The organism is Sphingomonas cannabina (assembly GCF_021391395.1).
In the GTDB taxonomy this organism is placed as follows: Bacteria; Pseudomonadota; Alphaproteobacteria; order Sphingomonadales; family Sphingomonadaceae; genus Sphingomonas; species Sphingomonas cannabina.
The window spans coordinates 2299380-2323009 of sequence record NZ_CP090059.1; the positions used below are offsets into that span (position 1 = coordinate 2299380).

25 protein-coding genes are annotated in these 23630 nt (G+C 67.3%); 14 read left to right on the forward strand and 11 right to left on the reverse strand.

Annotated features, from left to right (window positions below):
• Positions 1-106 precede the first annotated feature (106 nt).
• Complete coding sequence (locus LZK98_RS10810; RefSeq protein WP_233782311.1) at positions 107-460, reverse strand: RcnB family protein; 354 nt, start codon at positions 458-460, stop codon at positions 107-109.
• Between the two features lie 201 nt (positions 461-661).
• Between LZK98_RS10810 and fabD the strand changes: the two genes are divergently transcribed.
• The 7 genes from fabD to LZK98_RS10845 all read left to right on the forward strand — a co-directional run bounded on the left by fabD (position 662) and on the right by LZK98_RS10845 (position 5815).
• Positions 662-1597 (forward strand): ACP S-malonyltransferase, encoded by a 936-nt coding sequence (fabD, locus tag LZK98_RS10815; protein ID WP_233782312.1) that lies wholly within the window; start codon positions 662-664, stop codon positions 1595-1597.
• Positions 1598-1642: 45 nt separating this feature from the next.
• Positions 1643-2071: a GxxExxY protein gene (locus LZK98_RS10820; RefSeq protein WP_233782313.1), complete on the forward strand. Its 429-nt coding sequence runs from the start codon at positions 1643-1645 to the stop codon at positions 2069-2071.
• A 2-nt stretch (positions 2072-2073) separates the two neighbouring features.
• The gene (gene fabG, locus LZK98_RS10825; protein WP_233782314.1) at positions 2074-2814 is read left to right on the forward strand and encodes a 3-oxoacyl-[acyl-carrier-protein] reductase; all 741 of its coding nucleotides are present in this window, start codon (positions 2074-2076) and stop codon (positions 2812-2814) included.
• An 84-nt stretch (positions 2815-2898) separates the two neighbouring features.
• Positions 2899-3135 carry an acyl carrier protein gene (locus LZK98_RS10830; RefSeq protein ID WP_233782315.1) on the forward strand — a complete coding sequence of 79 codons (237 nt, stop codon included), beginning with the start codon at positions 2899-2901 and terminating at the stop codon, positions 3133-3135.
• A 119-nt stretch (positions 3136-3254) separates the two neighbouring features.
• On the forward strand, positions 3255-4514 hold the full coding sequence (fabF, locus tag LZK98_RS10835; RefSeq protein ID WP_233782316.1) for a beta-ketoacyl-ACP synthase II: 1260 nt from the start codon (positions 3255-3257) through the stop codon (positions 4512-4514).
• A 6-nt stretch (positions 4515-4520) separates the two neighbouring features.
• Positions 4521-5489 carry an endolytic transglycosylase MltG gene (gene mltG / locus LZK98_RS10840; RefSeq protein ID WP_233782317.1) on the forward strand — a complete coding sequence of 323 codons (969 nt, stop codon included), beginning with the start codon at positions 4521-4523 and terminating at the stop codon, positions 5487-5489.
• Positions 5490-5491: 2 nt separating this feature from the next.
• A complete protein-coding gene (locus LZK98_RS10845) occupies positions 5492-5815 on the forward strand; it encodes a hypothetical protein (RefSeq protein WP_233782318.1) in 324 nt (107 codons plus the stop codon).
• 110 nt (positions 5816-5925) lie between these two features.
• On the opposite strand, the gene eda is transcribed toward LZK98_RS10845, so the two are convergent.
• The 8 genes from eda to LZK98_RS10885 all read right to left on the reverse strand — a co-directional run bounded on the left by eda (position 5926) and on the right by LZK98_RS10885 (position 13741).
• Positions 5926-6510 (reverse strand): bifunctional 4-hydroxy-2-oxoglutarate aldolase/2-dehydro-3-deoxy-phosphogluconate aldolase, encoded by a 585-nt coding sequence (eda, locus tag LZK98_RS10850; RefSeq protein ID WP_233786560.1) that lies wholly within the window; start codon positions 6508-6510, stop codon positions 5926-5928.
• 17 nt (positions 6511-6527) lie between these two features.
• A complete protein-coding gene (gene glk, locus LZK98_RS10855; protein WP_233782319.1) occupies positions 6528-7505 on the reverse strand; it encodes a glucokinase in 978 nt (325 codons plus the stop codon).
• Positions 7506-7615: 110 nt separating this feature from the next.
• Complete coding sequence (gene edd / locus LZK98_RS10860; protein WP_233782320.1) at positions 7616-9433, reverse strand: phosphogluconate dehydratase; 1818 nt, start codon at positions 9431-9433, stop codon at positions 7616-7618.
• Entirely contained in the window at positions 9430-10140 is a 711-nt protein-coding gene (gene pgl, locus LZK98_RS10865) for a 6-phosphogluconolactonase (protein WP_233782321.1), read from the reverse strand. Before pgl ends, edd begins: the two co-directional genes overlap by 4 nt.
• A 70-nt stretch (positions 10141-10210) precedes the next feature.
• Complete coding sequence (gene zwf, locus LZK98_RS10870; protein ID WP_233782322.1) at positions 10211-11668, reverse strand: glucose-6-phosphate dehydrogenase; 1458 nt, start codon at positions 11666-11668, stop codon at positions 10211-10213.
• Between the two features lie 66 nt (positions 11669-11734).
• A complete protein-coding gene (gene argC, locus LZK98_RS10875) occupies positions 11735-12664 on the reverse strand; it encodes an N-acetyl-gamma-glutamyl-phosphate reductase (protein WP_233782323.1) in 930 nt (309 codons plus the stop codon).
• Positions 12661-13485, reverse strand: a complete 825-nt coding sequence (locus LZK98_RS10880) for a C40 family peptidase (RefSeq protein WP_233782324.1) — start codon at positions 13483-13485, stop codon at positions 12661-12663. Before LZK98_RS10880 ends, argC begins: the two co-directional genes overlap by 4 nt.
• Entirely contained in the window at positions 13403-13741 is a 339-nt protein-coding gene (locus tag LZK98_RS10885) for a MarR family transcriptional regulator (RefSeq protein WP_233786561.1), read from the reverse strand. The genes LZK98_RS10880 and LZK98_RS10885 overlap by 83 nt, the downstream gene beginning before the upstream one ends.
• Positions 13742-13957: 216 nt before the next feature.
• On the opposite strand from LZK98_RS10885, the gene secG reads away from it, so the two are divergent.
• Entirely contained in the window at positions 13958-14359 is a 402-nt protein-coding gene (gene secG / locus LZK98_RS10890; protein WP_233786562.1) for a preprotein translocase subunit SecG, read from the forward strand.
• An 87-nt stretch (positions 14360-14446) separates the two neighbouring features.
• On the forward strand, positions 14447-16081 hold the full coding sequence (locus LZK98_RS10895; protein ID WP_233782325.1) for a CTP synthase: 1635 nt from the start codon (positions 14447-14449) through the stop codon (positions 16079-16081).
• 208 nt (positions 16082-16289) lie between these two features.
• Here LZK98_RS10895 and LZK98_RS10900 read toward each other — a convergent pair whose 3' ends face one another.
• Positions 16290-16766 carry an Hsp20 family protein gene (locus LZK98_RS10900; RefSeq protein ID WP_233782326.1) on the reverse strand — a complete coding sequence of 159 codons (477 nt, stop codon included), beginning with the start codon at positions 16764-16766 and terminating at the stop codon, positions 16290-16292.
• 249 nt (positions 16767-17015) lie between these two features.
• Here LZK98_RS10900 and LZK98_RS10905 point away from each other — a divergent pair, with 249 nt between their 5' ends.
• The 5 genes from LZK98_RS10905 to LZK98_RS10925 all read left to right on the forward strand — a co-directional run bounded on the left by LZK98_RS10905 (position 17016) and on the right by LZK98_RS10925 (position 23006).
• A complete protein-coding gene (locus LZK98_RS10905; protein ID WP_233782327.1) occupies positions 17016-19439 on the forward strand; it encodes a TonB-dependent receptor in 2424 nt (807 codons plus the stop codon).
• A gap of 571 nt (positions 19440-20010) precedes the next feature.
• The gene (locus LZK98_RS10910) at positions 20011-21261 is read left to right on the forward strand and encodes a lipoprotein-releasing ABC transporter permease subunit (protein ID WP_233782328.1); all 1251 of its coding nucleotides are present in this window, start codon (positions 20011-20013) and stop codon (positions 21259-21261) included.
• Complete coding sequence (locus tag LZK98_RS10915; protein WP_233782329.1) at positions 21254-21928, forward strand: ABC transporter ATP-binding protein; 675 nt, start codon at positions 21254-21256, stop codon at positions 21926-21928. The genes LZK98_RS10910 and LZK98_RS10915 overlap by 8 nt, the downstream gene beginning before the upstream one ends.
• The gene (locus LZK98_RS10920) at positions 21925-22530 is read left to right on the forward strand and encodes a GNAT family N-acetyltransferase (RefSeq protein WP_233782330.1); all 606 of its coding nucleotides are present in this window, start codon (positions 21925-21927) and stop codon (positions 22528-22530) included. Before LZK98_RS10915 ends, LZK98_RS10920 begins: the two co-directional genes overlap by 4 nt.
• The gene (locus tag LZK98_RS10925; RefSeq protein ID WP_233782331.1) at positions 22527-23006 is read left to right on the forward strand and encodes a glutathione peroxidase; all 480 of its coding nucleotides are present in this window, start codon (positions 22527-22529) and stop codon (positions 23004-23006) included. The genes LZK98_RS10920 and LZK98_RS10925 overlap by 4 nt, the downstream gene beginning before the upstream one ends.
• Here LZK98_RS10925 and LZK98_RS10930 read toward each other — a convergent pair.
• A complete protein-coding gene (locus LZK98_RS10930) occupies positions 23003-23563 on the reverse strand; it encodes an HdeD family acid-resistance protein (RefSeq protein ID WP_233782332.1) in 561 nt (186 codons plus the stop codon). The two genes, LZK98_RS10925 and LZK98_RS10930, sit on opposite strands and share 4 nt — an antisense overlap.
• Positions 23564-23630 lie beyond the last annotated feature (67 nt).

Consider the following 23630-nt stretch of genomic DNA (forward strand, 5'->3'; position numbering starts at 1 on the left):
CCGGCTGTCTTCCGTACTCAAACAGCACAGGGGCGGAGAGACTGGCTCTCCGCCCCGGCTGTGGCGCTGCCTCTACGGATTTTTGACCGAAAGGCAAGCCCCTCGCTTAGTTGAAGGCGCCTGCGACGACCGCGCCGATCAGGCTGCCGGCTAGCGCGACGAGCACCGCGTCGTTGCCCGAGCGCACCCAATGGTAGCCGCGCGGCGGCGCATAGAGGTGACGGCCGCGATAGGCCTGCCAGTTGTTCACCACCCGGTAGTTGCGGGCATAGCGATGATCGAACCGCTGGCCCTTGCGCCATGCGCGGTAGTTGGTCTTGCGGACGTCGCGCTTCACGACGACGGTCTTGCCCGGGGTGTGGCGCACCACGGTCGATGAGCGGTGCTGGTCGTACGGCGCGGCCATGGTGGGCGCGGCGACCAGCGAAGCGGCGACGGCCGCCAGGATCATCTTCTTCATAAAATCCTCCTCTTTCAGTCACCTCGTCGGCGACATGGAGAGAAGTAGGGGGCGACTGTCCCGCGCCTGTGTCGATCCGGTCGCGAAATGGTCGCAGAGTGTCGCGGTGCGGAAAGCTTTGTTCATCTTCGCCCGCTTGCCTCGCGCGGGCGGTGCTCCTAACCGGGCGGCTTCGTTCATTCGGGCCGCGAGGAGGGGATCATGCGCGCCTTCATCTTTCCAGGACAGGGGAGCCAGTCGGTCGGCATGGGTGCGGCGCTCGCGGCGGCGAGCAGCCATGCGCGCGAAGTGTTTCAGGAGGTCGACGACGCGCTGGGGCAGAATCTGTCGCGGCTGATGGCGGAAGGGCCCGAGGACCAGCTCATGCTGACCGAGAATGCCCAGCCGGCGATCATGGCCAATGCGATCGCGGTGCTGCGCGTGCTGGAGCGCGAGGGCGGGATCCGGCTTGCCGACAAGGCGGACTATGTCGCCGGCCATTCGCTCGGCGAATATACGGCATTGTGCGCGGCCGGCGCGCTCGACCTCGCCACGACGGCCCGGCTGCTGAAGCTGCGCGGGCAGGCGATGCAGGCGGCGGTGCCGGTCGGCATGGGGGCGATGGCGGCGCTGCTCGGCGCGGACCGGGAGAAGGCGCAGGCGATCGCCGACGCCGCGGCCGAGGGTGAAGTGTGCACCGTCGCCAACGACAACGATCCCTCGCAGGTGGTGATCTCCGGCGCGGCCGGCGCGATCGAACGCGCCGTCGCGATCGCCAAGGACATGGGAGCGAAGCGCGCGGTGCTGCTGCCGGTATCGGCGCCGTTCCACTGCCCGCTGATGCAGCCGGCCGCCGAGGCGATGGAGAAGGCGCTGGCCGACGTCGAGCTGCGTGCGCCGCTGGTGCCGGTCTATGCCAATGTCACCGCGGCACCGGTGGCCGATCCCGTCGTGATCAAGGCGCTGCTGGTCGAGCAGGTCACCGGCATGGTGCGCTGGCGCGAATCGGTGGCGGCGATGTGGGATGCCGGGGTGCATGACTTCGTGGAGCTCGGCGGCAAGGTGCTGGGTGCGATGGTCAAACGCATCGCGCCGGATGCCGTGGCGACGAGCGTGATCGGGATGGACGATATCGAGGGGCTGGCTAAGGCGTTGTAGTGTTTTGGTTCACGCAGAGACGCGGAGAGCGCAGAGAGGGCGCGCTTGAAGGATATCGATGTGATCAGCGGAGACGTTCTGGATGTGGCGCTGAGGCTGCATCGCGAACTGGGTCCGGGGTTACTTGAATCCGCTTATGAGGCATTGATGGCTGCGCGGCTTGCGGCCGCGGGTTACCGCGTTGTACGGCAACATGCGGTGAACATTGAATTTGATGGCGTGCGGATTGATAACGCCTTTCGCATCGATCTTCTGGTCGAAGAGCGCCTGATCGTTGAAATCAAGTCGATCGACCGGCTTGCGCCGGTCCACGGGAAGCAATTGCTGACCTACCTTCGATTGCTCAAGCAGCCCGTTGGGCTGCTTATCAATTTTGGTGGCGCGACGCTGAAGGAAGGAGTGAAGCGCGTAGTCAACAGCTACACGCCCTCTGCGCTCTCTGCGTCTCTGCGTGAACAAAACACAGGAGAATGAACTTGTTCGACCTCACAGGCATGACCGCTTTGGTGACCGGCGCTTCGGGTGGCATCGGTTCGGCGATTGCCGAGGCGCTGGCGGGGCAGGGGGCTCGGCTGGCGGTGTCCGGGTCCAATGCGGAGAAGCTGGAGGCTTATCGGGCGAAGCTCGGCGGCGATCATGTCGCATTACAGTGCGATCTCTCCGATGGCGCAGCGGTCGACCAGTTGGTGCCGCGGGCGGTCGAGGCGCTGGGCGGGAAGCTCGACATCCTCGTCAACAATGCCGGCGTCACCCGCGACAATCTCGCGATGCGGATGAAGGACGAGGAATGGGATCAGGTGATCCGCGTCAACCTGGAGGCGGCCTTCCGCCTCGCCCGCGCCGCGGCCAAGCCGATGATGAAGGCGCGATTCGGGCGGATCGTGTCGATCACCTCGGTGGTGGGCGTGACCGGCAACCCGGGGCAGGCCAATTATGCCGCGTCCAAGGCGGGGCTGATCGGCATGTCCAAGGCGCTGGCGCAGGAGCTCGCCAGCCGCGGCATCACCGTCAACTGCGTCGCGCCCGGCTTCATCCGGTCTGCGATGACCGACGTGCTGCCCGACGCGCAGAAGGAGGCGTTGCTCGGCCGAATCCCGACCGGGGACCTGGGCTCGGGCGCGGATATCGGCGCTGCCGTGGTCTATCTGGCGAGCCGCGAGGCGGGCTATGTCACCGGCCAGACGTTGCATGTGAACGGCGGCATGGCGATGCCGTGAACCACCGCGCCCCTTGCAAGGGCCCCGGCCGCACTCTAGTTGCGTTCGGCAACACACACGAACACCCGTAAGAAGGAACAGGGCATGAGCGAAACCGCCGACCGCGTGAAGAAGATCGTCGTCGAGCACCTCGGCGTCGAGGCGGACAAGGTGACCGAGGACGCGAGCTTCATCGACGATCTGGGCGCGGACAGCCTCGACATCGTCGAGCTGGTGATGGCGTTCGAGGAAGAGTTCGGGGTCGAGATCCCGGACGACGCCGCCGAGAAGATCACGACCGTCAAGGACGCGATCGCGTACATCGACGAGCACAAGGGCTGAGTTTCGCCCGACCGCTCCCCGAGCGGGCGAGCGAATGATCTGCAGCGGCTCCCCGTCCCGGGCATCTCATGGGGCTGGGAGCCGTTGGCGTTTTTGAAGATGGGAACACGGAGAGAGCCATGCGTCGCGTCGTCGTGACCGGCCTCGGGCTCGTCACCCCGCTGGGTGCCGATGTCGAGACTGCCTGGAAGAACATCATCGCCGCCAAGTCCGGCGCCGGGACGATCACGCGCTTCGACGCGTCCGATTACCACAGCAATTATGCCTGCGAAGTGAAGCCGGCCGACCATGAATATGGCTTCGACCCCAACAAGCGCGTCGACCACAAGGTGCAGCGCCAGGTCGATCCGTTCATCGTCTACGGCATCGACGCCGCCGGCCAGGCGATCGAGGACGCCGGCCTCACCGACATGACCGAGGAGGAACGGTTCCGCGCGGGCTGCTCGATCGGATCGGGCATCGGCGGCCTGCCGGGCATCGAGAGCGAATCGCTGGTGCTGGAGCACAAGGGGCCGAAGCGCGTGTCCCCGCATTTCGTCCACGGCCGGCTCATCAACCTCATCACCGGCCAGGTGCAGATCAAATACGGCCTGATGGGTCCGAATCACGCCGTGGTGACCGCCTGCTCGACCGGCGCGCATTCGATCGGCGACGCCGCCGCGATGATCGCGCGCGACGATGCCGACGTCATGCTCGCGGGCGGCGCGGAGGGCGCGATCTGCCCGATCGGCATCGCCGGCTTCGGCCAGGCGCGCGCGCTGTCGACCGGCTTCCGCGACGAGCCGTGGCGCGCCAGCCGGCCGTGGGACGAGGCCCGCGACGGCTTCGTGATGGGCGAGGGCGCGGGCGTGGTCGTGCTCGAGGAATATGAGCGCGCCAAGAAGCGCGGCGCCAAGATCTATGCCGAGGTGGTCGGCTATGGCCTGTCGGGCGACGCCTATCACGTCACCGCGCCGCATCCCGAGGGCTCCGGTGCCTATCGGTCGATGGAGATGGCGATGCGCAAGTCGGGACTCGACCTCGCCGACATCGACTATATCAACGCGCACGGCACCTCGACGCCGCTCGGCGACGAGCTCGAGCTGGGCGCGGTGCGGCGGCTGTTCGGCAATAACATCGGCCATCTGTCGATGAGCTCGACCAAGTCGGCGATCGGGCATCTGCTCGGCGGCGCGGGCGCGGTGGAGAGCATCTTCTGCATCCTGGCGCTGCGCGACCAGGTGGTGCCGCCGACGCTCAACCTCGACAACCCGAGCGAGAATTGCGCGGGCGTCGACCTCGTCCCGCACGTTGCAAAGGAGCGCAAGGTGCGGGCGGTGCTCAACAACAGCTTCGGCTTCGGCGGCACCAACGCGTCGCTGGTGATGAAGGCGATCTAGCCGATCATGCGCAGGCTCGGCTGCCTGGGACTGGTGGTTGGCCTGCTCGCGATCGCGGGCCTGTTTCTCGTCATGCAGAGCTGGGGCGGTCAGGGGCCGCTCCAGCGCAACGCCAGCGTGCTGGTGCCCGAGGGCGCCAGCCTGTCGCGGGCGGCAGTCGAGCTCGAGAAGGCGGGGGCGATCCCGTCGGCGCGGCGGTTCACGCTGTTCGCCAAGCTGTTCGGCGGTTCAGCGCCGATCCGGGCCGGCGAATACCGGCTGCCGGCGCATATCAGCCAGTCCGATATCCTGAAGCTGCTGCAGGGTGGCAAGACGCTCCAGCGTTTCGTGACGGTGCCGGAGGGATGGCCGTCGGTGCTGGTGCAGGAGGCGCTGATGAAGGCGCCGCAGCTCACCGGAAACGTGCCGGTGCCGCCCGAGGGATCGGTGCTCCCCGACAGCTACAGCTATTCGCGCGGCGATGCGCGGCAGGCAGTGCTCGGGCGGATGCGGCGGGCGATGGACCGCTATCTCGCCGCCGCCTGGGCGAAGCGGAAGCCGGGCATCGCGGTGAAGACACCGCGCGAGGCGCTGATCCTCGCCTCAATCGTCGAGAAGGAGACCGGCAAGCCCGAAGAGCGGCGGATGGTGGCGGCAGTCTATTCCAACCGGCTGAAGCGGGGGATGCCGCTGCAGGCGGATCCGACGGTGATCTATCCGATCACCAAGGGCAAGCCGCTCGGGCGGCGTATCCTGCGCTCGGAGCTGGAGGCGAAGAACGGGTACAACACCTACACGATGGCCGGGTTGCCGGAGGGGCCGATCGCCAATCCGGGACGTGCCTCGATCGACGCGGTGCTCGATCCGGCGCAGTCGAACGCGCTCTACTTCGTCGCCGACGGCACCGGCGGGCATGTGTTCGCGGACACGCTGGAGCAGCACAACGCCAATGTGCAGAAGTGGTACGCGATCCGCCGGGCGCGGGGCGAGATGTGACGATGCTGCGCGCGATCCGGGTGGTGAGCGCGTTGATGGGTGTGACGCTCGCCTACATGGTGCTGACCGGGGGGATGAGCATCCGGGTGTTCATCGCGCCTGATCTCATCCTGTCGCTGGGACTGATCGTCGCCGCGCTGATGCCGGCGGGGATCGCACCGCGTGCGTTGCTGGCCGCCAACGGCTTCGCGGCCGGTGTGTTCACGGTGGCGACCTCGCGCTACGTGATCGAGGATGGGCGGATCAATCCGCCGCTTATCGTCTATCTGGTGCTGGCGTGGCTGTTCACGCTGTTGCTGGTCGGCCGACGCGGCAGTTCAAACTAGCCATCATCGTCATGCCGGACTTGGTCCGGCATCCACCGGGCCACCATTACTTCGACCGATTGGCTCGCGGCACCGTGGACCCCGGCACAAGGCCGGGGTGACGGTTGCGCTTATCGGCGCAGCCCCGCCGCCTCGCGTGCCTTGGCCTCCACTTCGGCCATGCTGCCGCTCGCGATCCAGCTGCCGCCGACGCAGAGCACAGGGTCGAACGCCAGCCAGTCGGGCGCGCTCGCCTGGGTGACGCCGCCGGTGGGGCAGAACTTCGCTTCGTAGAAGGGTGCGGCGAGCGCCTTGAGCGCCTTGAGGCCGCCGGAGGTCTCGGCGGGGAAGAACTTGAAGTGCCTGAGGCCCAGGTCATAGCCGCGCATGATGTCGCCTGCGCTCGCCACGCCGGGGAGGAAGGGCACGCCGCTCTCGACGATCGGGCGGCCGAGCGTCTCGGTGAGGCCGGGGGAGACGATGAACTCGGCGCCGGCGTCCATCACCGCTTCGAACTGCGCGGTCGAGACCACGGTGCCGGCGCCGACGATCGCGCCCGGAACCTGCTTCATCTCACGGATCGCCTCGATCGCGGCGCCGGTGCGCATCGTCACCTCAAGCACCTTGAGCCCGCCCTCGACGAGCGCCTCGGCGAGCGGACGGGCGGTGGCGGCGTCCTCGATCACCAGCACGGGGATGACCGCGCTGGTGCGCATGATCGTTTCGATGTCGCTCACGAGTGGAATCCTTCGAGTTTCTGGGCGTAGGCCGCGGCGGCGCCGAACAGGCCGGGCTGGGGATGGGTGATGAGCTTGACCGGGATCGACGCCATCAGCGACTGGAACCGCCCCTTGGCGACGAAGCGCTGGCCGAAGCCCGATGCGAGCAGCTTGTCCTTGAGCTTGAGGCCGAGGCCGCCGGCGATCACCACACCCTTGGGGCCATGGGCAAGCGCGAGGTCGCCCGCGATCGCGCCGAGGCTCAGGCAGAAGCGGTCGAGCGCGGCGAGGGCGAGGCTGTCCTTGCCCTCGAACGCCAGCGCCCAGATCGCCTTGTCGTCGAGCCGCTGGATCGGACGGCCCTCGATCTCGGCCAGCGTCTCGTAGATGGCGACGATGCCGGGGCCGGCGGCGATGCGCTCGGCGGAGACGCGGGTGTAGGTCCTGCGCAGCCGCTGGAGCATCGCGTCCTCGATGCGGTCGAGCGGGGCGAAGTCCATGTGGCCGCCCTCGGTCTCGATCACGTGATAGCGCTCGGCGCCGCGGAATACCTGGGCGACGCCGAGCCCGGTGCCGGGACCGCACACGGTGATCGAGCCGCGCTCGGGGAGCTCGGTGTCGGGACCGCATATGTGGACGAACTGGTCGTGCGGCACCTGGGCGACGGCGTGGCCGACCGCGCCGAAATCGTTGATGAGGACGTAATCGTCGACGTCGAGCCGTTCCGGAACGAGCCGCGGACGGATGATCCACGGATTGTTGGTGAGTTTGATCAGTTCGTCGTTCACCGGCGAGGCGACCGCGATCGCGGCGGCGCGGGGGAGGGGCTTGCCGTAATCCTTGGCGAAATGCTGCCAGGCGGTCTGCAGGCTCGCGTGCTCGGCGGTCTTGAGCGTGTCGGGCTCGCCGAGACGGACGACGCGGCCGCCCTCGACCTCGGCGATGGCGAAGCGGGCGTGGGTCCCGCCGATGTCGACTGCTACGACTTCCAATCAAGCCTCCAAATTCGCCATGCCGGACCTGATCCGGCATCCAGAGTTTCGGGCGACTCCGCGTTTGGCCCTGGATGCCGGACCAAGTCCAGCATGGCGGGCAAGCAAGATCACGCTGCCATCTCCGCCAGCATCGCCGAGGCGCCTTCCTCGGCGGTCGAGACGCCGCGGCGCATCAGCGCGAACAGCTCGCGGCCGGTGCCGAGCGCGGGGGCGGGCGGCTCGGCGAGCGGGCGGGCGGCCCATTCGGCCTCGTCGACCAGCGCGGTCAGCACGCCGGCCTCGCTATCGAGGCGGACGATGTCGCCGTCGCGCAGCTTGGCAATCGGGCCGCCGCCCTTCGCCTCGGGCGAGACGTGAATTGCGCAGGGCACCTTGCCGCTCGCGCCCGACATGCGGCCGTCGGTGACCAGCGCGACGCGGAAGCCGCGGTTCTGGAGCACGCCGAGCGGCGGGGTGAGCTTGTGGAGCTCGGGCATGCCGTTCGCCTGCGGGCCCTGGAAGCGGACCACCACCACCACGTCTCGGTCGAGCTCGCCCGCCTTGAACGCGGCCTGGACCTCCGACTGGTCGGTGAAGACGCGGCAGGGCGCCTCGATCGTCCAGCGATCGGGATCGACCGCCGATACCTTGATGCAGGCGCGGCCGAGATTGCCGGCGAGGATGCGGAAGCCACCCTCGGGCTGGAAGGGGTTGTCGATCAGCCGGACGATGCTGTCGTCGCCGCTTTCCTCGGGCAGGTCGCGCCAGACCAGCTCCTCATTCTCGATATGAGGTTTGCGGGCGTAGTCCTTCATTTCGCCGGCGATGGTGACGATGTCGTCGTGGAGCAGGCCACCCTTCAGCAGCTCGCGGATCACCAGCGGCGGACCGCCGGCGTCCTCGAACATGTTCACGTCCGCGCTGCCGTTGGGATAGACGCGGGTGAGGAGGGGAACGACCTTCGACAGGCGGTCGAAATCCTCCCAGTCGATCGTGATCCCCGCCGCGCGGGCGATCGCCGGCAGGTGGATGAGATGATTGGTCGAGCCGCCGGTCGCGAGCAGCGCTACCATCGCGTTGACGATCGCGCGCTCGTCGACGCATTCGGCGAGCGGGCGATAGTCGTTGCCGTCCCAGCCGATCTTCGCCAGCCGGTGCACCGCGGCGCGGGTCAATTCCTGGCGGAGCTTGGTGCCGGGGTTGGGGAAGGCGGCGCCGGGCATGTGGAGGCCCATCGCCTCCATCATCATCTGGTTGGAATTGGCGGTGCCGTAGAAGGTGCAGGTACCCTTCGAATGATAGGCGGCGATCTCGGCGTCGAGCAGTTCCTCGCGGCTCGCCTTGCCCTCGGCGTAGAGCTCGCGGATGCGGGCCTTGTCCTTGTTGGCGAGGCCGGACCGCATCGGGCCGCCGGGGATCAGCACCATCGGCAGATGGCCGAAGCGCAGCGCGCCGATCAGCAGGCCCGGCACGATCTTGTCGCAGATGCCGAGCAGCGCCGCACCCTCGAACATGCCGTGGCTGAGCGCGATGGCGGTGGAGAGGGCGATGGTGTCGCGGCTGAACAGCGACAGCTCCATGCCGGCATAGCCCTGCGTCACGCCGTCGCACATCGCCGGCACGCCGCCGGCGACCTGGGCGGTGACGCCGGCCTCGCGCGCCCAGATTTTCATCTGCTCCGGGTAGCGGTAATAGGTCGCATGGGCTGACAACATGTCGTTGTAAGCCGTTACAATCCCGATGTTCATCCGGTTGGCCGGCCGCATCGCGTCGCGGTCCTCGTCGGTACCGGCATAGCCGTGGGCGAGGTTGGCGCAGCCGAGCATCGGCCGGTCGACGCCGGTGGCACGCTGGCCTTCCATCAGCCCGAGATAGGCGGCGCGGCCCGGCTTCGAGCGTTCGATGATGCGGTCGGTGACCGCGGCGACTTCGGGGTGGAGGGTCATGCGGGGCTCCAGTGGATGTCGACCGGCAGTTCCACGTCGGCAAGGATGCGGCCGATCGGATAGGGGGAGGAGGCACCGCCTTTCACAGCATCCTCGACCACCTGGCGCTTGGCGTCGCCGGTGATGGCGATGGTGAGCGCGCGGGCGGAGACGATGGCGGCGCGGCTCAGCGTGACGCGCGGGACGGGGGCTTCGGGCGGCAGCGGATCGGGCATCACACCGAGCGCGCGGCGCTCCTTGGGGCCGTTCAGCGCCTCGTCGTAGTCGGGACCGGGGAAGATCGAGGCGCAATGCCCGTCGCCGCCGACGCCGAGCAGGCAGAGGTCGAGCGGCCAGTGGAGGTCCTGGAGCAGCGCGTCGGCGGCGCGGCCGGCCGCCTTGTAGTCGGGCGCGGTGGCGCTGAGCAGCGGGATGACGCGGGCGCGCTTGGGGATGAAGACCTTGCCGATCGCGGTCACGTTCGACAGCGGGTCGCCGAGCGGCACGATGCGCTCGTCGCCGGGGATGATGGTGACGCGCGACCAGTCGAGCTTGGTCTCGGCGAGCCGCTCGTAGATGGGAAGCGGGGTCTTGCCGCCGGCGAGCGCGATCACCGCCGTCCCGCGCGCGTCGATCGCACTCTCGATCACGAAGGCGAGGTCACCGGCGACCGCCTCCGCCATCTCGGCCGCGTCGTCATAGTCCCACCATTCGATTTCGTCGGTCATGCGCGCTTTCTCTTTTTGCTTCTACGCCGTCATTCCCGCGAAGGCGGGAATGACGAAGGATTGGGGCGTACTACTCCGTCCACGTCACGCCGTCCCGTTCGGTGAGCGCGATGCTGGCGGACGGGCCCCAGCTTCCCGAGGGATAGGGCTTGGGCTTGATGTCGTTGGCGATCCAGCCGGCGCGGATCGCGTCGATCCACTGCCATTGCGCCTCCACCTCGTCGCGGCGGACGAAGAGGGTGGGGTCGCCCTCGATCAGATCGAGCAGCAACCGCTCATAGGCGATGCGGCGGCGGGTGCCGGCGAACTCGTGCTCAAGGCTGAGGTTGAGCGGCACCTCGCGCAGCCTGATGCCCTCGCGGTCGAGCCCGGGCTGCTTCGCCATCACCAGCAGGCGGACATATTCCTCGGGCTGGAGGCGGATCACCAGCGTGTTGGGCTGGAGCTGCCCGCCGCGCTCGGCGAAGATCGAGTGGGGCACGCCCTTGAACTGGATCGAGATCTCGCTCTGGCGCTGGGGCAGGCGCTTGCCGGTGCGCAGGTAGAAGGGCACGCCCTGCCAGCGCCAATTGTCGACGTGCGCCTTGATCGCGACGAAGGTCTCGGTGCTCGAATCCTTCCCGAGCTCCTCGTCATAGCCCTTGACGATCTCGCCCTTGACCGCGCCGGCGCCGTACTGGCCGGTGACGGTGAGGTGGCCGACCTCGGCCGGCGCGATGCGGCGGAGCGAGCGCAGCACCTTGACCTTCTCGTCACGGATCGAGGTGCCGTCGAAGCGGGCAGGCGGCTCCATCGCGATCAACGCGAGCAGCTGGAGCATGTGGTTCTGCACCATGTCGCGCAGCGCCCCGGCGGTATCGTAATAGCCGGCCCGATCCTCCAGCCCCACCGTCTCGGCGATGGTGATCTGGACATGGTCGATCCCGCGCGCGTTCCAGATCGGCTCGAACAGCGAGTTGCCGAAGCGCAGCGCCAGGATGTTCTGCACCGTCTCCTTGCCGAGATAATGGTCGATGCGGAAGGTGCGCTCCTCGGGGAAGGCATGGGCGACCGCATCGTTGATCTCGCGGCTGGAGGCGAGATCGTGGCCGAGCGGCTTCTCCAGGCCGATCCGCACCGTCTCGCCGGCGAGGCCGACCGAATCGAGGCCCTTGATCGTCGGCTCGAACAGGAAAGGCGCTGTCGACAGGAAAATGGCGAGCCCCCCAGAGACGTCGCCGATCTTCTCGGCGAGGGCGGGGAAGCCGTCCAGCTTCGAGGCGTCGAGCGGCTGGTAGCCAAGCCGGTCGAGGAAGGAGGCGATCGCCGCCTTGTCCTTGCGGTCGGCGGGCAGGAACTCGTCGAGCGCCTTGCTGGCGAAATCGCGATAGCCGGCGTCGTCATGATCCGACCGCGCGGTGCCGGTGATGGTGAGCTTCTCGGGCAGCAGCCCGTCGGCATGGAGGCCGTAGAGCGACGGCAGCAACATGCGCTGGGCGAGATCGCCCGTCGCGCCGAACAAAAGCAGCTTGCCAACGGCTTCGGTCATTCACGGCCCTCCTGCCGGCGCGATGTAGCGATCCACGCCTTTCGGGCAAGGCGGATACGTATGGTTTTAGAGAACGAGGCCCGCAGTCGGATCGAGGCCCGCCATGATGTTGAGGTTCTGCACCGCCGCGCCCGCCGCGCCCTTGCCGAGGTTGTCGAGCGTCGCGACGAGCCGTGCCTGGCCGCGCTCGGCATTGCCGAATACGCGCAGGGTGAGCCGGTCGGTGCCCGCATCCTCCTCGATGCGGATCAGTGGCGGGGCGTCGGTGGCGACGCGGACGATCGGGCTCGCCTGATAGGCCGCCTCCAGCACCTCGGTCACCGCCTCGATGCTCGGGCGGCGCGGCAGGGCGTGGAGCGGCAGCGGCACCTCGACCACCATGCCGCGATAGGTGTTGGCGACCGAGGGCATGAAGATCGGCGGATGCTCGAGCCGGGCGTGGCGCTGCATCTCGGGCACATGCTTGTGGGCGAGGGTGAGGCCGTAGCCGCGCCAGGCGGTCTGCTCCGTGCCCTTCTCGAACTCCTCGATCATCGAGCGGCCGCCGCCCGAATAGCCGGAGACGGCGTTGACGCTGAGCGCCCAGTCGGCCGGGATCAGCCCGGCGCGGACCAGCGGGCGGACGAGCGCAAGGAAACCGGTAGGGTAGCAGCCTGGATTGGTGACCCGCGGAGCCTCGGCGATCGCAGCGGCCTGGCTTGGTTCGAGTTCAGCGAAGCCATAAGCCCAGCCCTCCGCCACGCGATGCGCGGTCGAGGCGTCGATCACGCGGGTGCGCGGGTTATCGATCAGCGCGACGCTCTCGCGCGCGGCGTCGTCGGGCAGGCATAGGATGACGAAGGCGGCGTCGTTGAGCGCCTGGCGCCGCGCTTCCGGGTCCTTGCGCTGGGCGTCGTCGAGCGCGATCAGTGCGATCTCGTCGCGCCCGGCGAGCCGTTCGCGGATTTCGAGGCCGGTGGTGCCGGCGGCGCCGTCGATGAACACGCTGTGCTTCACGGGAGCCTCCGCCGCACGGAAATGGCGCCGAGATCGGCGATCGGGACCTGTACGACCCGGTCGGCGACACGAATCGCGTGGGTCTCGTCGGTGGCGATCGCCACCTCGCCATCGAAGAAGAGAAGGTCGCCGCGGAGCATCGGTGCGTCCTCACCTATAGCACGACCGATTGTCGCCTGGAGATCGACGAATCGAGGCACGCGGATGCCCGCCAGCGAGAGCGAGAGGAAGACGAGGCCGCCGGCGTCGACGCCGGCGCCCGACCGTCCGCCGGGAACCGAGGGCACGCCGACCAACCGCTCGGCGATATGGACGAAATCCTCCACCGGCGCGTCGAGCGGGCGGACGTCGGCTTCCGTGAAGCTCTGGTCGCCCACGATGCGACTGCCCATCGGCAGGTCGGGAATGCCTTGGCCGATCACGATGTGGCTCGGCGCGACGACCGGGCCGAGCGCGTCGATCGCGACGAAGCCGACGGCGCCGTCGATAGGGCTGACACCCCAGGCATAGCCGCGGGAGAGCTCCAGCACGTCGAAGGTCTCGCCCATCAGCACCTCGGAGCGCTGCTCCCCGCCGATCACTGCATAGACCGGCGTGCGCTGCGTCACGCCCCGCGTCATCGCAGCGGCGTAATGCGGCGCGAACAGCCGGTCGGCGAGGCGCAGATCGGCAAGGTCGCCGCGGGCGGCATCGACGCGCGGATCGAAGGCATGGCTGCGCCCGGCAAGCGCGAAACGCTTACGCGTGGGCGTGGTCGGAAACGTGTCGGTGTGGGGCGTCGGCCGGGGCGTCGCCGGCGAGGAATTGCCCGAATTCTGCAAGAAAGTCTGCCCCCTTGGTCGTGCGCGCGACGAAGATGTTGCGCTTGTCGGCATCGTCGCGTTGGCGGCGCAGATAGCCGAGCGCGCCCAGACGATTCAAGGCGCGCGTGACGACCGGTTTCGAGACGTTCAGCGCGCGCGCCAATCCGCGCACTGTATGGGGGCCGGGATCGAGATAGACAAGCAGCAGCAGCGCCATCTGCCGATTGGTGAGATCCGGCTCGCCCGAGCGGACGTAATCGACCAGCGTATGCATCCAGGTGAACAGCGACTGATCCGACACGGCATTCACGGCACTGGTGTCCAATTCACTCTCGGGCAGCGGGTTCAACAAGGATTAACGCTATTGGAGCCGCCTGGTTTCAGTGCGTTCGCGAAATGTTTGTCGGGCGCGACGGACCGTGCGGTTGATCGGGACGGCTTGCTCGCCTATGTCCGCCGCACTTTCTTGAAATCATTGGCCGGGTTCATGCTGTTCACCTTTCTGCTCGTCGTCCAGGCGATTGTCGCCGCGCTGCTCGTCACCGTCATTCTGATGCAGAAGTCGGAGGGCGGCGGGCTCACCTCGTCGGGCAGCCCCTCCGGCCTGATGTCGGCGCGTGGCGCGGCGGACTTCCTGACCCGCTCGACCGCGGTCCTGGCGACGATCTTCGTGTTGCTCAGCATCGGGCTGGCCTTCATCGCGGCGACCCGCCAGTCGAGCACGATCGACACGAGCTTGGCGCGCAAGGCGGGCAATACCCCGCCCGCCGCCACCGCGCCGCTCCAGACGCCCGCCGGCGACGACGCGCTCGCCGGTGCCGCCGCCAACGCCGCCGCGGCGACGCAGGCCAATGCGGCTGCCGGCAACGGCGCGGTTCCGCTCGTCCAGTAACCATCGGCGATTGACGTCGTAAAAATCGGGCAGCGCCGATTCGGGCGCTTGCCCCGTTGCGGCGTTCGCCCCTATGCGGTGATTCCCATGGCGCGGTTTATTTTTATCACCGGCGGCGTGGTCAGCTCGCTTGGCAAGGGTCTGATGGCGGCAAGCCTCGCAGCATTGCTGCAGGCGCGCGGCTACAAGGTCCGCATCCGCAAGTTCGATCCCTACCTCAACGTCGATCCGGGCACGATGAGCCCGTATCAGCACGGCGAGGTCTATGTGACCGACGACGGCGCCGAGACCGATCTCGACCTCGGCCACTACGAGCGTTTCACCGGTGTGTCGGCGCGGCAGTCCGACAACGTCACCTCGGGCCGCATCTATCAGACGATCATCGCCAAGGAACGGCGCGGCGACTATCTCGGCGCCACCGTGCAGGTGATCCCGCACGTCACCGACGCTATCAAGGAATTCGCGCGCGCTGATACCGACGGGCTCGATTTCGTGCTGTGCGAGATCGGCGGCACCGTCGGCGACATCGAGTCGCTGCCGTTCATGGAGGCGATCCGCCAGCTGCGGAACGATGTCGGCCGGCAGAACGCCTGCTTCGTTCACCTGACCTTGGTGCCCTACATCGCTGCAGCCGGCGAACTGAAGACCAAGCCGACGCAGCACAGCGTGCGCGACCTGACCGCGCTCGGCATCCAGCCCGACGTGCTGGTGTGTCGCTGCGAGCGGCCGCTGCCGGAGAGCGAGCGCGCCAAGATCGCGCTGTTCTGCAACGTGCCGCCGAGCGCGGTCATCCCGGCGCTCGACGCGCCGTCGATCTATGGCGTGCCGCTGCAATATCATGCCGAGGGGCTGGACCGGGCGGTGCTCGACGCGTTCGGCCTGCCGTCCGAGGGCGAACCGGACCTTCGGCGCTGGCATGATATCATGGATCGCCAGCTCAACCCGGAAGGGGAAGTGACGGTCGGCGTCGTCGGCAAATATGTCGGGCTGCAGGATGCCTATAAGTCGCTGAACGAGGCGCTGGTCCATGGCGGCATCGCCAATCGGGTCAAGGTCAACATCCGCTGGATCGACGCCGAGCTGTTCGAGGGCGACGAGACGGAGATTCCGGCGCATCTCGAGCCCTGCCATGCGATCCTCGTCCCCGGCGCGTTCGGCGAGCGCGGCGCGGAGGGCAAGATCGCGTCGGTCCGCTTCGCGCGCGAGCGGGAAATTCCCTATTTCGGCATCTGCTTCGGGATGCAGATGGCGTGCATCGAGGGGGCGCGGAACCTCGCCGGTATCGATAAGGCGTCGTCGACCGAATTCGGCCCGACCGACGAACCGGTGGTCGGCCTCATTACCGAATGGATGAGCGAAGGCGGGCTCGAGAAGCGCGAAGAGGGCGGCGACCTCGGTGGCACGATGCGGCTCGGCGCCTATCCGGCGAAGCTCGCAGGCAACAGCGTGGTCGCGTCGATCTACGGCAGCGCCGAGATTTCGGAGCGCCACCGCCACCGCTACGAAGTCAACACAACCTATCGCGAGGCGCTGGAGCAGGGCGGTCTGGTATTCTCGGGCATGTCGCCCGACGGTCAGCTGCCCGAGATCGTCGAGCGGCCGGACCATCCGTGGTTCGTCGGCGTGCAGTTCCACCCGGAACTCAAGTCCAAGCCCTTCGACCCGCATCCGCTGTTCGCCAGCTTCATCGAAGCGGCGGTGAAGCAGAGCCGGCTGGTCTGATTCCCTCTCCCGTTGGGAGAGGGAAGGGGCCCGCGCCGAAGGCGTGGGAAGGGTGCCCTCGCTGGCCGTAGTCACCCTCACCCTTCCGCCGCTTCGCGGCTCCCTCCCTCTCCCAAAGGGAGAGGGAGTTAAAAAAACAAAAGGCGCCCGGACCGGTGGTCCGGACGCCTCTGCTGCGGCGCCAAAGGGAGCAAAGCGCCGCTAGGGCTCAGGCCGCATCGGCGGCCTTGTGCTCGATCGCTGGCTCCTGCGCGGTGGCGGTGCCGATCGCGATCTTCTTGGGCTTCATCGCCTCGGGCACCTCGCGGACCAGCTCGATGGTGAGCAGGCCGTCGGCGAGGTCGGCCGATTCGACGCGGACGAAGTCGGCGAGCTCGAAACGACGCTCGAAGCCGCGGTTGGCGATGCCGAGGTGCAGCATCTGCGCGGCGTGATTGTCGTTGCTGGTCTCGCCCTTCCGGCCGGTGACGAGCAGCAGGTTCTGCTGTGCCGTGATGTCGATCTCGCCGGGCTTGAAGCCGGCGACGGCGATGGTGATCCTGTAATGGTCCTCACCGACGCGCTCGAGGTTGAAGGGCGGGTAATTGTCGCCCGAGCTGCTGCGGGCGCTCGCCTCGAGCAGGTCGAACAGCCGGTCGAAGCCGATCGTCGAGCGGCGGTAGGGGGTAAAGTCGAACTGACGCATGTCAAAGCCTCCTTGAGGAGCAGTTTGAACGTCGATCCCGGAGCCCGAAAACGGCACTCCGGCGGTCGGTGCGGCCCGTGACGGCACCGCACGGACGTGAAATCGGAACGCCTCGGCGAGGTTTCAAGAGGCGGAAGTGGCGGAAATCCTTGGCGGAAAAGCGACGCTTGCGCGCGCTCAACTACAAGTTGCTGGCGTATAATCTACTAAATTGATCGGATTAGGGTATAAACATCAGGGAGGTTGTTGATGACCCTTGCGCTTGCGCTCTTCGCGACCCTTCAGGCGGGGCCATCCGCAGCGCTGCCCGACGATCCGCCGGCCGAGCCGGTGGCGCAGCAGCGGGTCGAGCCTTCCGCCGAGCCCGCCGCGAGCCAGGGCGGCGACATCCTTGTCACCGCGCGCCGCCGCGAGGAGAATGTGCAGGACGTGCCGATCGCGATGTCCGTGCTCGGCGGGAACACGATTTCGTCAACGGGGGCGTTCAACGTCAACCGGCTCCAGCAGCTCCAGCCGGCGCTGCAATTCTATTCGAGCAATCCGCGCAATTCCGCGATCAACATCCGCGGGCTCGGTGCGCCGTTCGGCCTGACCAACGACGGCATCGAGCAGGGCGTCGGGCTCTATATCGATCAGGTCTATATCGGCCGCATCGGCGCCTCGACCTTCGATTTCGTCGATGTCGACCGCGTCGAGGTGCTGCGCGGGCCGCAGGGGACGCTCTACGGCAAGAACACCACCGCCGGCGCGATCAACGTCACCACCCGCGCGCCGAGCTTCACGCCCGAGGCGCGGGCGGAGGTCAGCTACGGCAACTACGATTACTTCCAGCTCAAGGCCTCGGCCTCCGCGCCGATCGCCGATGACAAGCTGGCAGTGCGCGTGTCGACCTCGATCACCAGCCGGCGCGGCACGATCTACAATGTACGCACAGACGAGTATCTGCATCGGCTCGACAATTACGGGTTCCGCGGCCAGCTCTTATGGAAGGCGACGCCGGACCTCGACATCACGCTGATGGGCGACTTCAGCCTGCAGAACCCGATGTGCTGCGTGCAATATTACGCCCGCGTCGGCGCGACCCAGCGGCCGGTCAACCGCCAATATGCCGCGCTCGCCGCCGCCTTCGGCTATGCGCCGCCGAGCACCGATCCGTTCGACCGCGTGACCGATCTCGATGCCGAGCTCAACTCGCGGCAGGAAGTGGGCGGTGCCTCGCTGGTCGCCAACTGGGACGTGGGGCCGGCGACGATCACCTCCGTGACCGCCTGGCGCTATTGGGACTGGCAGCCGGCGAACGACCGCGACTTCATCGGCCTGCCGATTACCACCGTGTCGCAGAACCCGTCGCACCAGAAGCAGTTCTCGCAGGAGCTGCGCATCGCCTCCAATGGCGACAATCGTCTGCAATATACGTTGGGCGCCTTCTTCTTCCGCCAGACGATCGATACCCACGGATCGCAGGTGCAGGGTCCGGCGGCGAGCCGCTGGCTGCTCAACCCGAGCAGCGCCAATGCGAACAACCCCGCTGTGCTCGACGGGCTGACCTCCACCAACGAGATCGGCTTCAAGAACACCAGCTTCGCCGTGTTCGGCAAGCTCAACTGGGAGGTGCTGCCGGGGCTGCACATCCAGCCGGGCCTGCGGCTCAACTATGATCGGAAGAGCGGTTCCTATGTCTCGGTGGTGACGACCGGGAGCGGCAGCACCAACCTCAACTCCGACCAGCGCGGCGTGCTCGCGCCGCAGAGCTACGATCCGCGGTTCAGCGATTGGAACCTGTCGGGCGACGTCACCCTGTCCTATGATTTCGCGCCGGACGTGCATGGCTATGCGACCTATGCGCGCAGCTTCAAGTCGGGCGGCATCAACCTGTCGGGCCTGCCGCTCGATGCCTCGAACAATCCGATCCTGAGCGTCGCGACGGTGAAGCCCGAGAAGGTCAACCATTATGAGGTGGGCCTGAAGACCCAGTTCGCCAATCGGCGCGTGACCCTGAACCTCGCCGGCTTCTGGACCGAGATCGACGACTATCAGGCGACCGTGACCAATGGTCAGCTGGGCGTGATCCGCGGCTATCTCGCCAATGCTGAGAAGGTGCGGGTGCGCGGCGTCGAGTTCGACGCCAGCTTCCGCCCGAGCGAGCGCCTCACCGCCTATGCCAGCGGCGCTTACACCGACGCCAAATATGAACGCTTCCCCGATGCTCCGTGCCCGCCCGAGCTCTCGGGCGGCTCTGCGGCGACCGCGGCCAACCCTGCGGCGCCTCCAGGAACGCCGGGCGGGCCGAGCCCGGCCTTCTGCGACATCTCGGGCCAGCGGCTGCCGGGCGTGTCGAAATGGTCGCTGTCCTATGGCGCCGAATACAATGTGCCGGTGCCGTCCCTCGGCGACGGGGCGCAGATCTATTTCGGTTACGACGGCAGCTATCGTTCCAACTTCTCATCCAATCCGTCGCCTTCGGCCTACACCTGGATCGGCGGCTATTCGCTGTCGAACTTCCGGCTGGGCATACGCGCGGATGGCGGGTTCAATGCTTTCGCCTGGGTGCGCAATGCGTTCGACCAGGATTATTTCGAGATGCTGTCCGTGCAGTCGGGCAGCACCGGGCTGATCGTCGGCCAGCCGGGTGATCCGCGGACGTATGGCGTGACGCTCAGCAAGTCGTTCTGAAGGTAAAAGGGGGCGGAGCGGCACCGGTGGTTCGGAAGCTCTTCGGTGCCGCTCCGGTTTACGGGATTGGTGAAGGGGTGATTTAGGGCAGCGCCGGCGGCAAAGCCGCCGTCGGTCAGGTTCGGCTTTGCCGCCCTCCGCAGCCTTTCCAGCGATGCTGCGCATCGCCGGAACCTTTGGCTGCTTCGCCCGCCGTCCGGTCGAGGCGATGCGCTGCGCGCACCGGCGCCGTGTGACGGCGCCTTCGCCTCAACGCAAACGCCCGGGCTGTTTCCAGCCCGGGCGTCCGCGTGACGAAAGCTCGTCAGCCCCCTTGACTTTTTGCTTCGGCCCGCGCGCTCATCCTCCCTGATGAGCGGGACCAAAGCCTCCCCGAACCACGGCCGTTGTTGCCTGCGCTTCAGTGAGGTCTGGCCTAAGCCGGATGACGGGCGTTGTCATTGTCCTTCGCGCCGCAGCATCACGATTGCGCGCGGGATGTGGGAATCATGCAACAGCGCGATTGCGCGCAAGGCCCACTCTCCCTAGGACCGGCGCCGAGCCCGCACGTTTCCGCGGGGGAGGACACTGAATGTTGCTCTCGCGCTACGAGCGGATGATCGCGCGCCGCTATCTGCTGCCCGGGCGGGGTGAGGCCTTCATCGCGCTGGTCGCCGGAATCAGCCTGGTCGCGGTGATGCTGGGCGTCGCCGCGCTCGTCATCGTGATGAGCGTGATGAACGGCTTCCGCGCAGAGCTGTTCGACAAGATCGTCGGGCTTAACGGTCACGCCGTGATCCAAGGCTATAATGGACAGCTGCGCGATTGGCGGCAGGTCGTGGCCGAAGCCAAGGCGACACCCGGCGTGGTCAGCGCCACCCCGCTGATCGAGCAGCCGCTGATGGCCGGCTATTCGGGCCGGGTCGAAGCGGTGCTGGTGCGCGGCATGAACGTGCCCGACATCCTTAACAACCCGTCGCTCAACGGAAAGGTCGTGGTCGGCTCGCTCAAGAGCCTGACGCCGGGCAGCGGGCGGATCGCGATCGGCAGCCGCCTCGCCGACGCACTCGGCGCGACCGAGGGCAGCGAGATCCAGCTGATCAGCCCGCAGGGGCCGACCTCGCCCTTCGGTACGGTACCGCGGATCGTGAGCTACACCATCGGCGCGATCTTCGAGGTCGGCGTCTACGATTATGACAAGGCCTTCGTGGTGATGCCGATGGAGGACGCGCAGACGCTGCTGCTGATGGGCGACAGCGTCGGCATGGTCGAGCTCGACACCAATGATCCCGACCATGTCGAGCGCATCCTGGCGCCGCTCGCCGACAAGGTCGGACGGTCGGGCCAGATCACCGACTGGCGGCAGATGAACTCGCAGCTGTTCGAGGCGCTGGCGGTCGATCGGCTGGTGACCTTCACCGTGCTGTCGATCCTGATCCTGGTCGCTGTGTTCAACATCCTGTCGTCGCTAATCATGCTGGTCCGTGCCAAGACCCGCGACATCGCGATCCTGCGCACCATGGGCGCGACGCGGATGGGGCTGACGCGCATCTTCATGACCGTGGGCACGGCGATCGGCGCAGTCGGGATCGGCGCCGGCTTGATACTCGGCTTCATCGCGCTGATCTTCCGGCAGGACATCGTGAGCTTCCTGGGGTTCGTCACCGGGCGGCAGATCTGGGATCCGTCGATGCGCTACCTCACCGACCTGCCGTCCAAGACCGACCCGTTCGAGGTGCTCGGCATCGCCGCGATGGCGCTGCTGTTCAGCTTCCTCGCCACGCTCTACCCAGCCTACAAGGCGGCGAGCACCGATCCCGTGCAGGTGCTGCGCTATGAGTGATGCAGTCCTCCAGACCACCGGGCTCAAGCGCAGCTTCGAGCAGGGCGGGCAGGTGATCGAGGTGTTGCGCGGCGTCGACCTGACCGTCGGCGCGGGCGAGATCGTCGCGCTGCTGGGGCCGTCGGGCTCGGGCAAGTCGACGCTGCTGCAGGCGGTAGGACTGCTCGAGGGCGGTTTCGAGGGATCGATCCGCATCGTCGGTGCCGAGGCGGCGAAGCTCTCCAGTCCGGAACGCACCGCCACCCGGCGCGACCGGCTCGGCTTCGTCTACCAGTTCCATCACCTGCTGCCCGATTTCAGCGCAGTCGAGAACGTCATCCTGCCCCAGCTCATCCACGGCGCCACGCGCCCGGAGGCGGAGGCGCGCGCGACCGAGCTGCTCACCGCGCTCGGATTGGCGGGGCGGCTCACCCACCGGCCGAGCCAGCTCTCGGGCGGCGAGCAGCAGCGCGTCGCGGTGGCGCGCGCGCTGGCCAACCGGCCGGCGCTGGTGCTGGCGGACGAGCCCACCGGCAACCTCGACGAGGCGACGGCCAACGTGGTGCTGGAGGAATTCCTCCGGCTCGTGCGGGGGCAGGGCTCCGCCGCACTGGTCGCCACCCACAACGAGCGGCTGGCGGCGCGGATGGACCGGGTGGTGCGGCTGCATGAGGGCGTGCTCGAATGAGCAACCCGTGGCGGGAAGTTCCGACGCTGACCGGACGCCATGTCACGCTGCGGCCGCTGGTACGCGAGGACCGGTCCGACCTGCTGGCGGCGTTCGCCGACGGCGATCTGATCGAGATCTTCCATACGACCGTGCCGACCGAGGCGACGATCGACGGCTGGTTCGACAAGATTCTGGGCGAGCAGGCGGCAGGGCGCAATCTGGTCTTCACCGTGCTCGATGCTGGCGGACGGGTCGTCGGAACCACGCGATTGATGCGGATGAGCGAGGCACATCGCCGGGTCGAGATCGGCGGCACGCTCTACGCCGCCAGCGTCCAGCGTACCGGCCTCAATACCGAGGCGAAGCGGATGCTGCTCGAATATGCCTTCGAGACGCTCGGGTGCCTGGTGGTCCAGATCAGGACCGATTGGCTCAATCGCGCCTCCCGCACGGCGATCGAGCGGCTCGGCGCGAAGCTCGACGGTGTCCTGCGCAATCACCTGATCCTGCCGAGCGGACACCGTCGCGACAGCGCGGTCTATTCGATCATCGCCAGTGAATGGGACGGCGTGCGCCGCAATCTCGATCTGCTGATGGCGCGCCACCGGGAGCGGCGATGAGCGACCCGACCAGCATTCCCATTACGATCGCGGACGGCGGTGCGGCGACGCTCGAGCCTTTTGCGGGCCAGGTGCTGCTGATCGTCAACGTCGCCTCGAAATGCGGGTTCACGCCGCAATATGAGGGATTGGAGGCGCTTTACCGTCGCTATCGGGACCGCGGCTTCGCGGTGCTGGGGTTTCCTTGCAACCAGTTCGGCGGGCAGGAGCCGGGAACGGCCGAGGAGATCGCGAACTTCTGTTCGCTCACCTACGAGGTGACCTTTCCGCTGTTCGGCAAGATCGACGTCAACGGTGACGATGCCGCGCCGCTGTGGCGCCACCTCAAGAAGGCGGCGCCGGGCATCCTTGGGTCCGAGGCGATCAAATGGAACTTCACCAAGTTCCTCGTCGACCGTGAGGGCAGAGTGGTTGAGCGCTATGCGCCGACGACCAAACCGGCGGACATCGCGGCCGATATCGAAAAGCTGCTCTAGCCGGGAGCCGCGAAGGCATCGGCGCCCTTGCGGTGCGACAGCGCCTGCATGATCGCGACCACGCCGGAGAAGGCGAAGCTGAGCCCGAGGATGAAGCCCGGCACCGCCAGTGCCGCCAGCGGCAGCATGAAGACAACGTAGAGCCCGAGCAGCACGTCGATCACGCCGAGCGCGATCATCAGCCCGCGATGGCGGCGGTAGCGGGCGCCGAAGCCGAGCTCCATCACGCCGCGCGCGACCAGCCAAGCCGCAACGAGCAAGGTCAGCGAAAAGGCGCCGGCGAGCGGACGGAACGCCATCATCACGCCCACCGCCAGCGACAGGACGCCGAACAGGATGGAATAGAGCCGCCCTTCATGGCCGCGACCGAAGGCGCCGGCGGCGATGGCCGTTATGCCGGCGGCGATCAGGAAGCAGGCGACGACGAAGGTCGCGGCCAGCGTCGCACCGAAGGGCCAGAGGAACGCCAGCACGCCCAGGATCAGCGACACGATCCCGTAGATGAGGATCCAGCCCCAGCCCTTGCCGCTTCCGATATCGCTTGTGCTGTCCGCCATCGCATCTTCTCCTGTTGCGATACCGGAACAAACGCGGCTGAGCGGATTCGGCTCCCGACCGACCGAG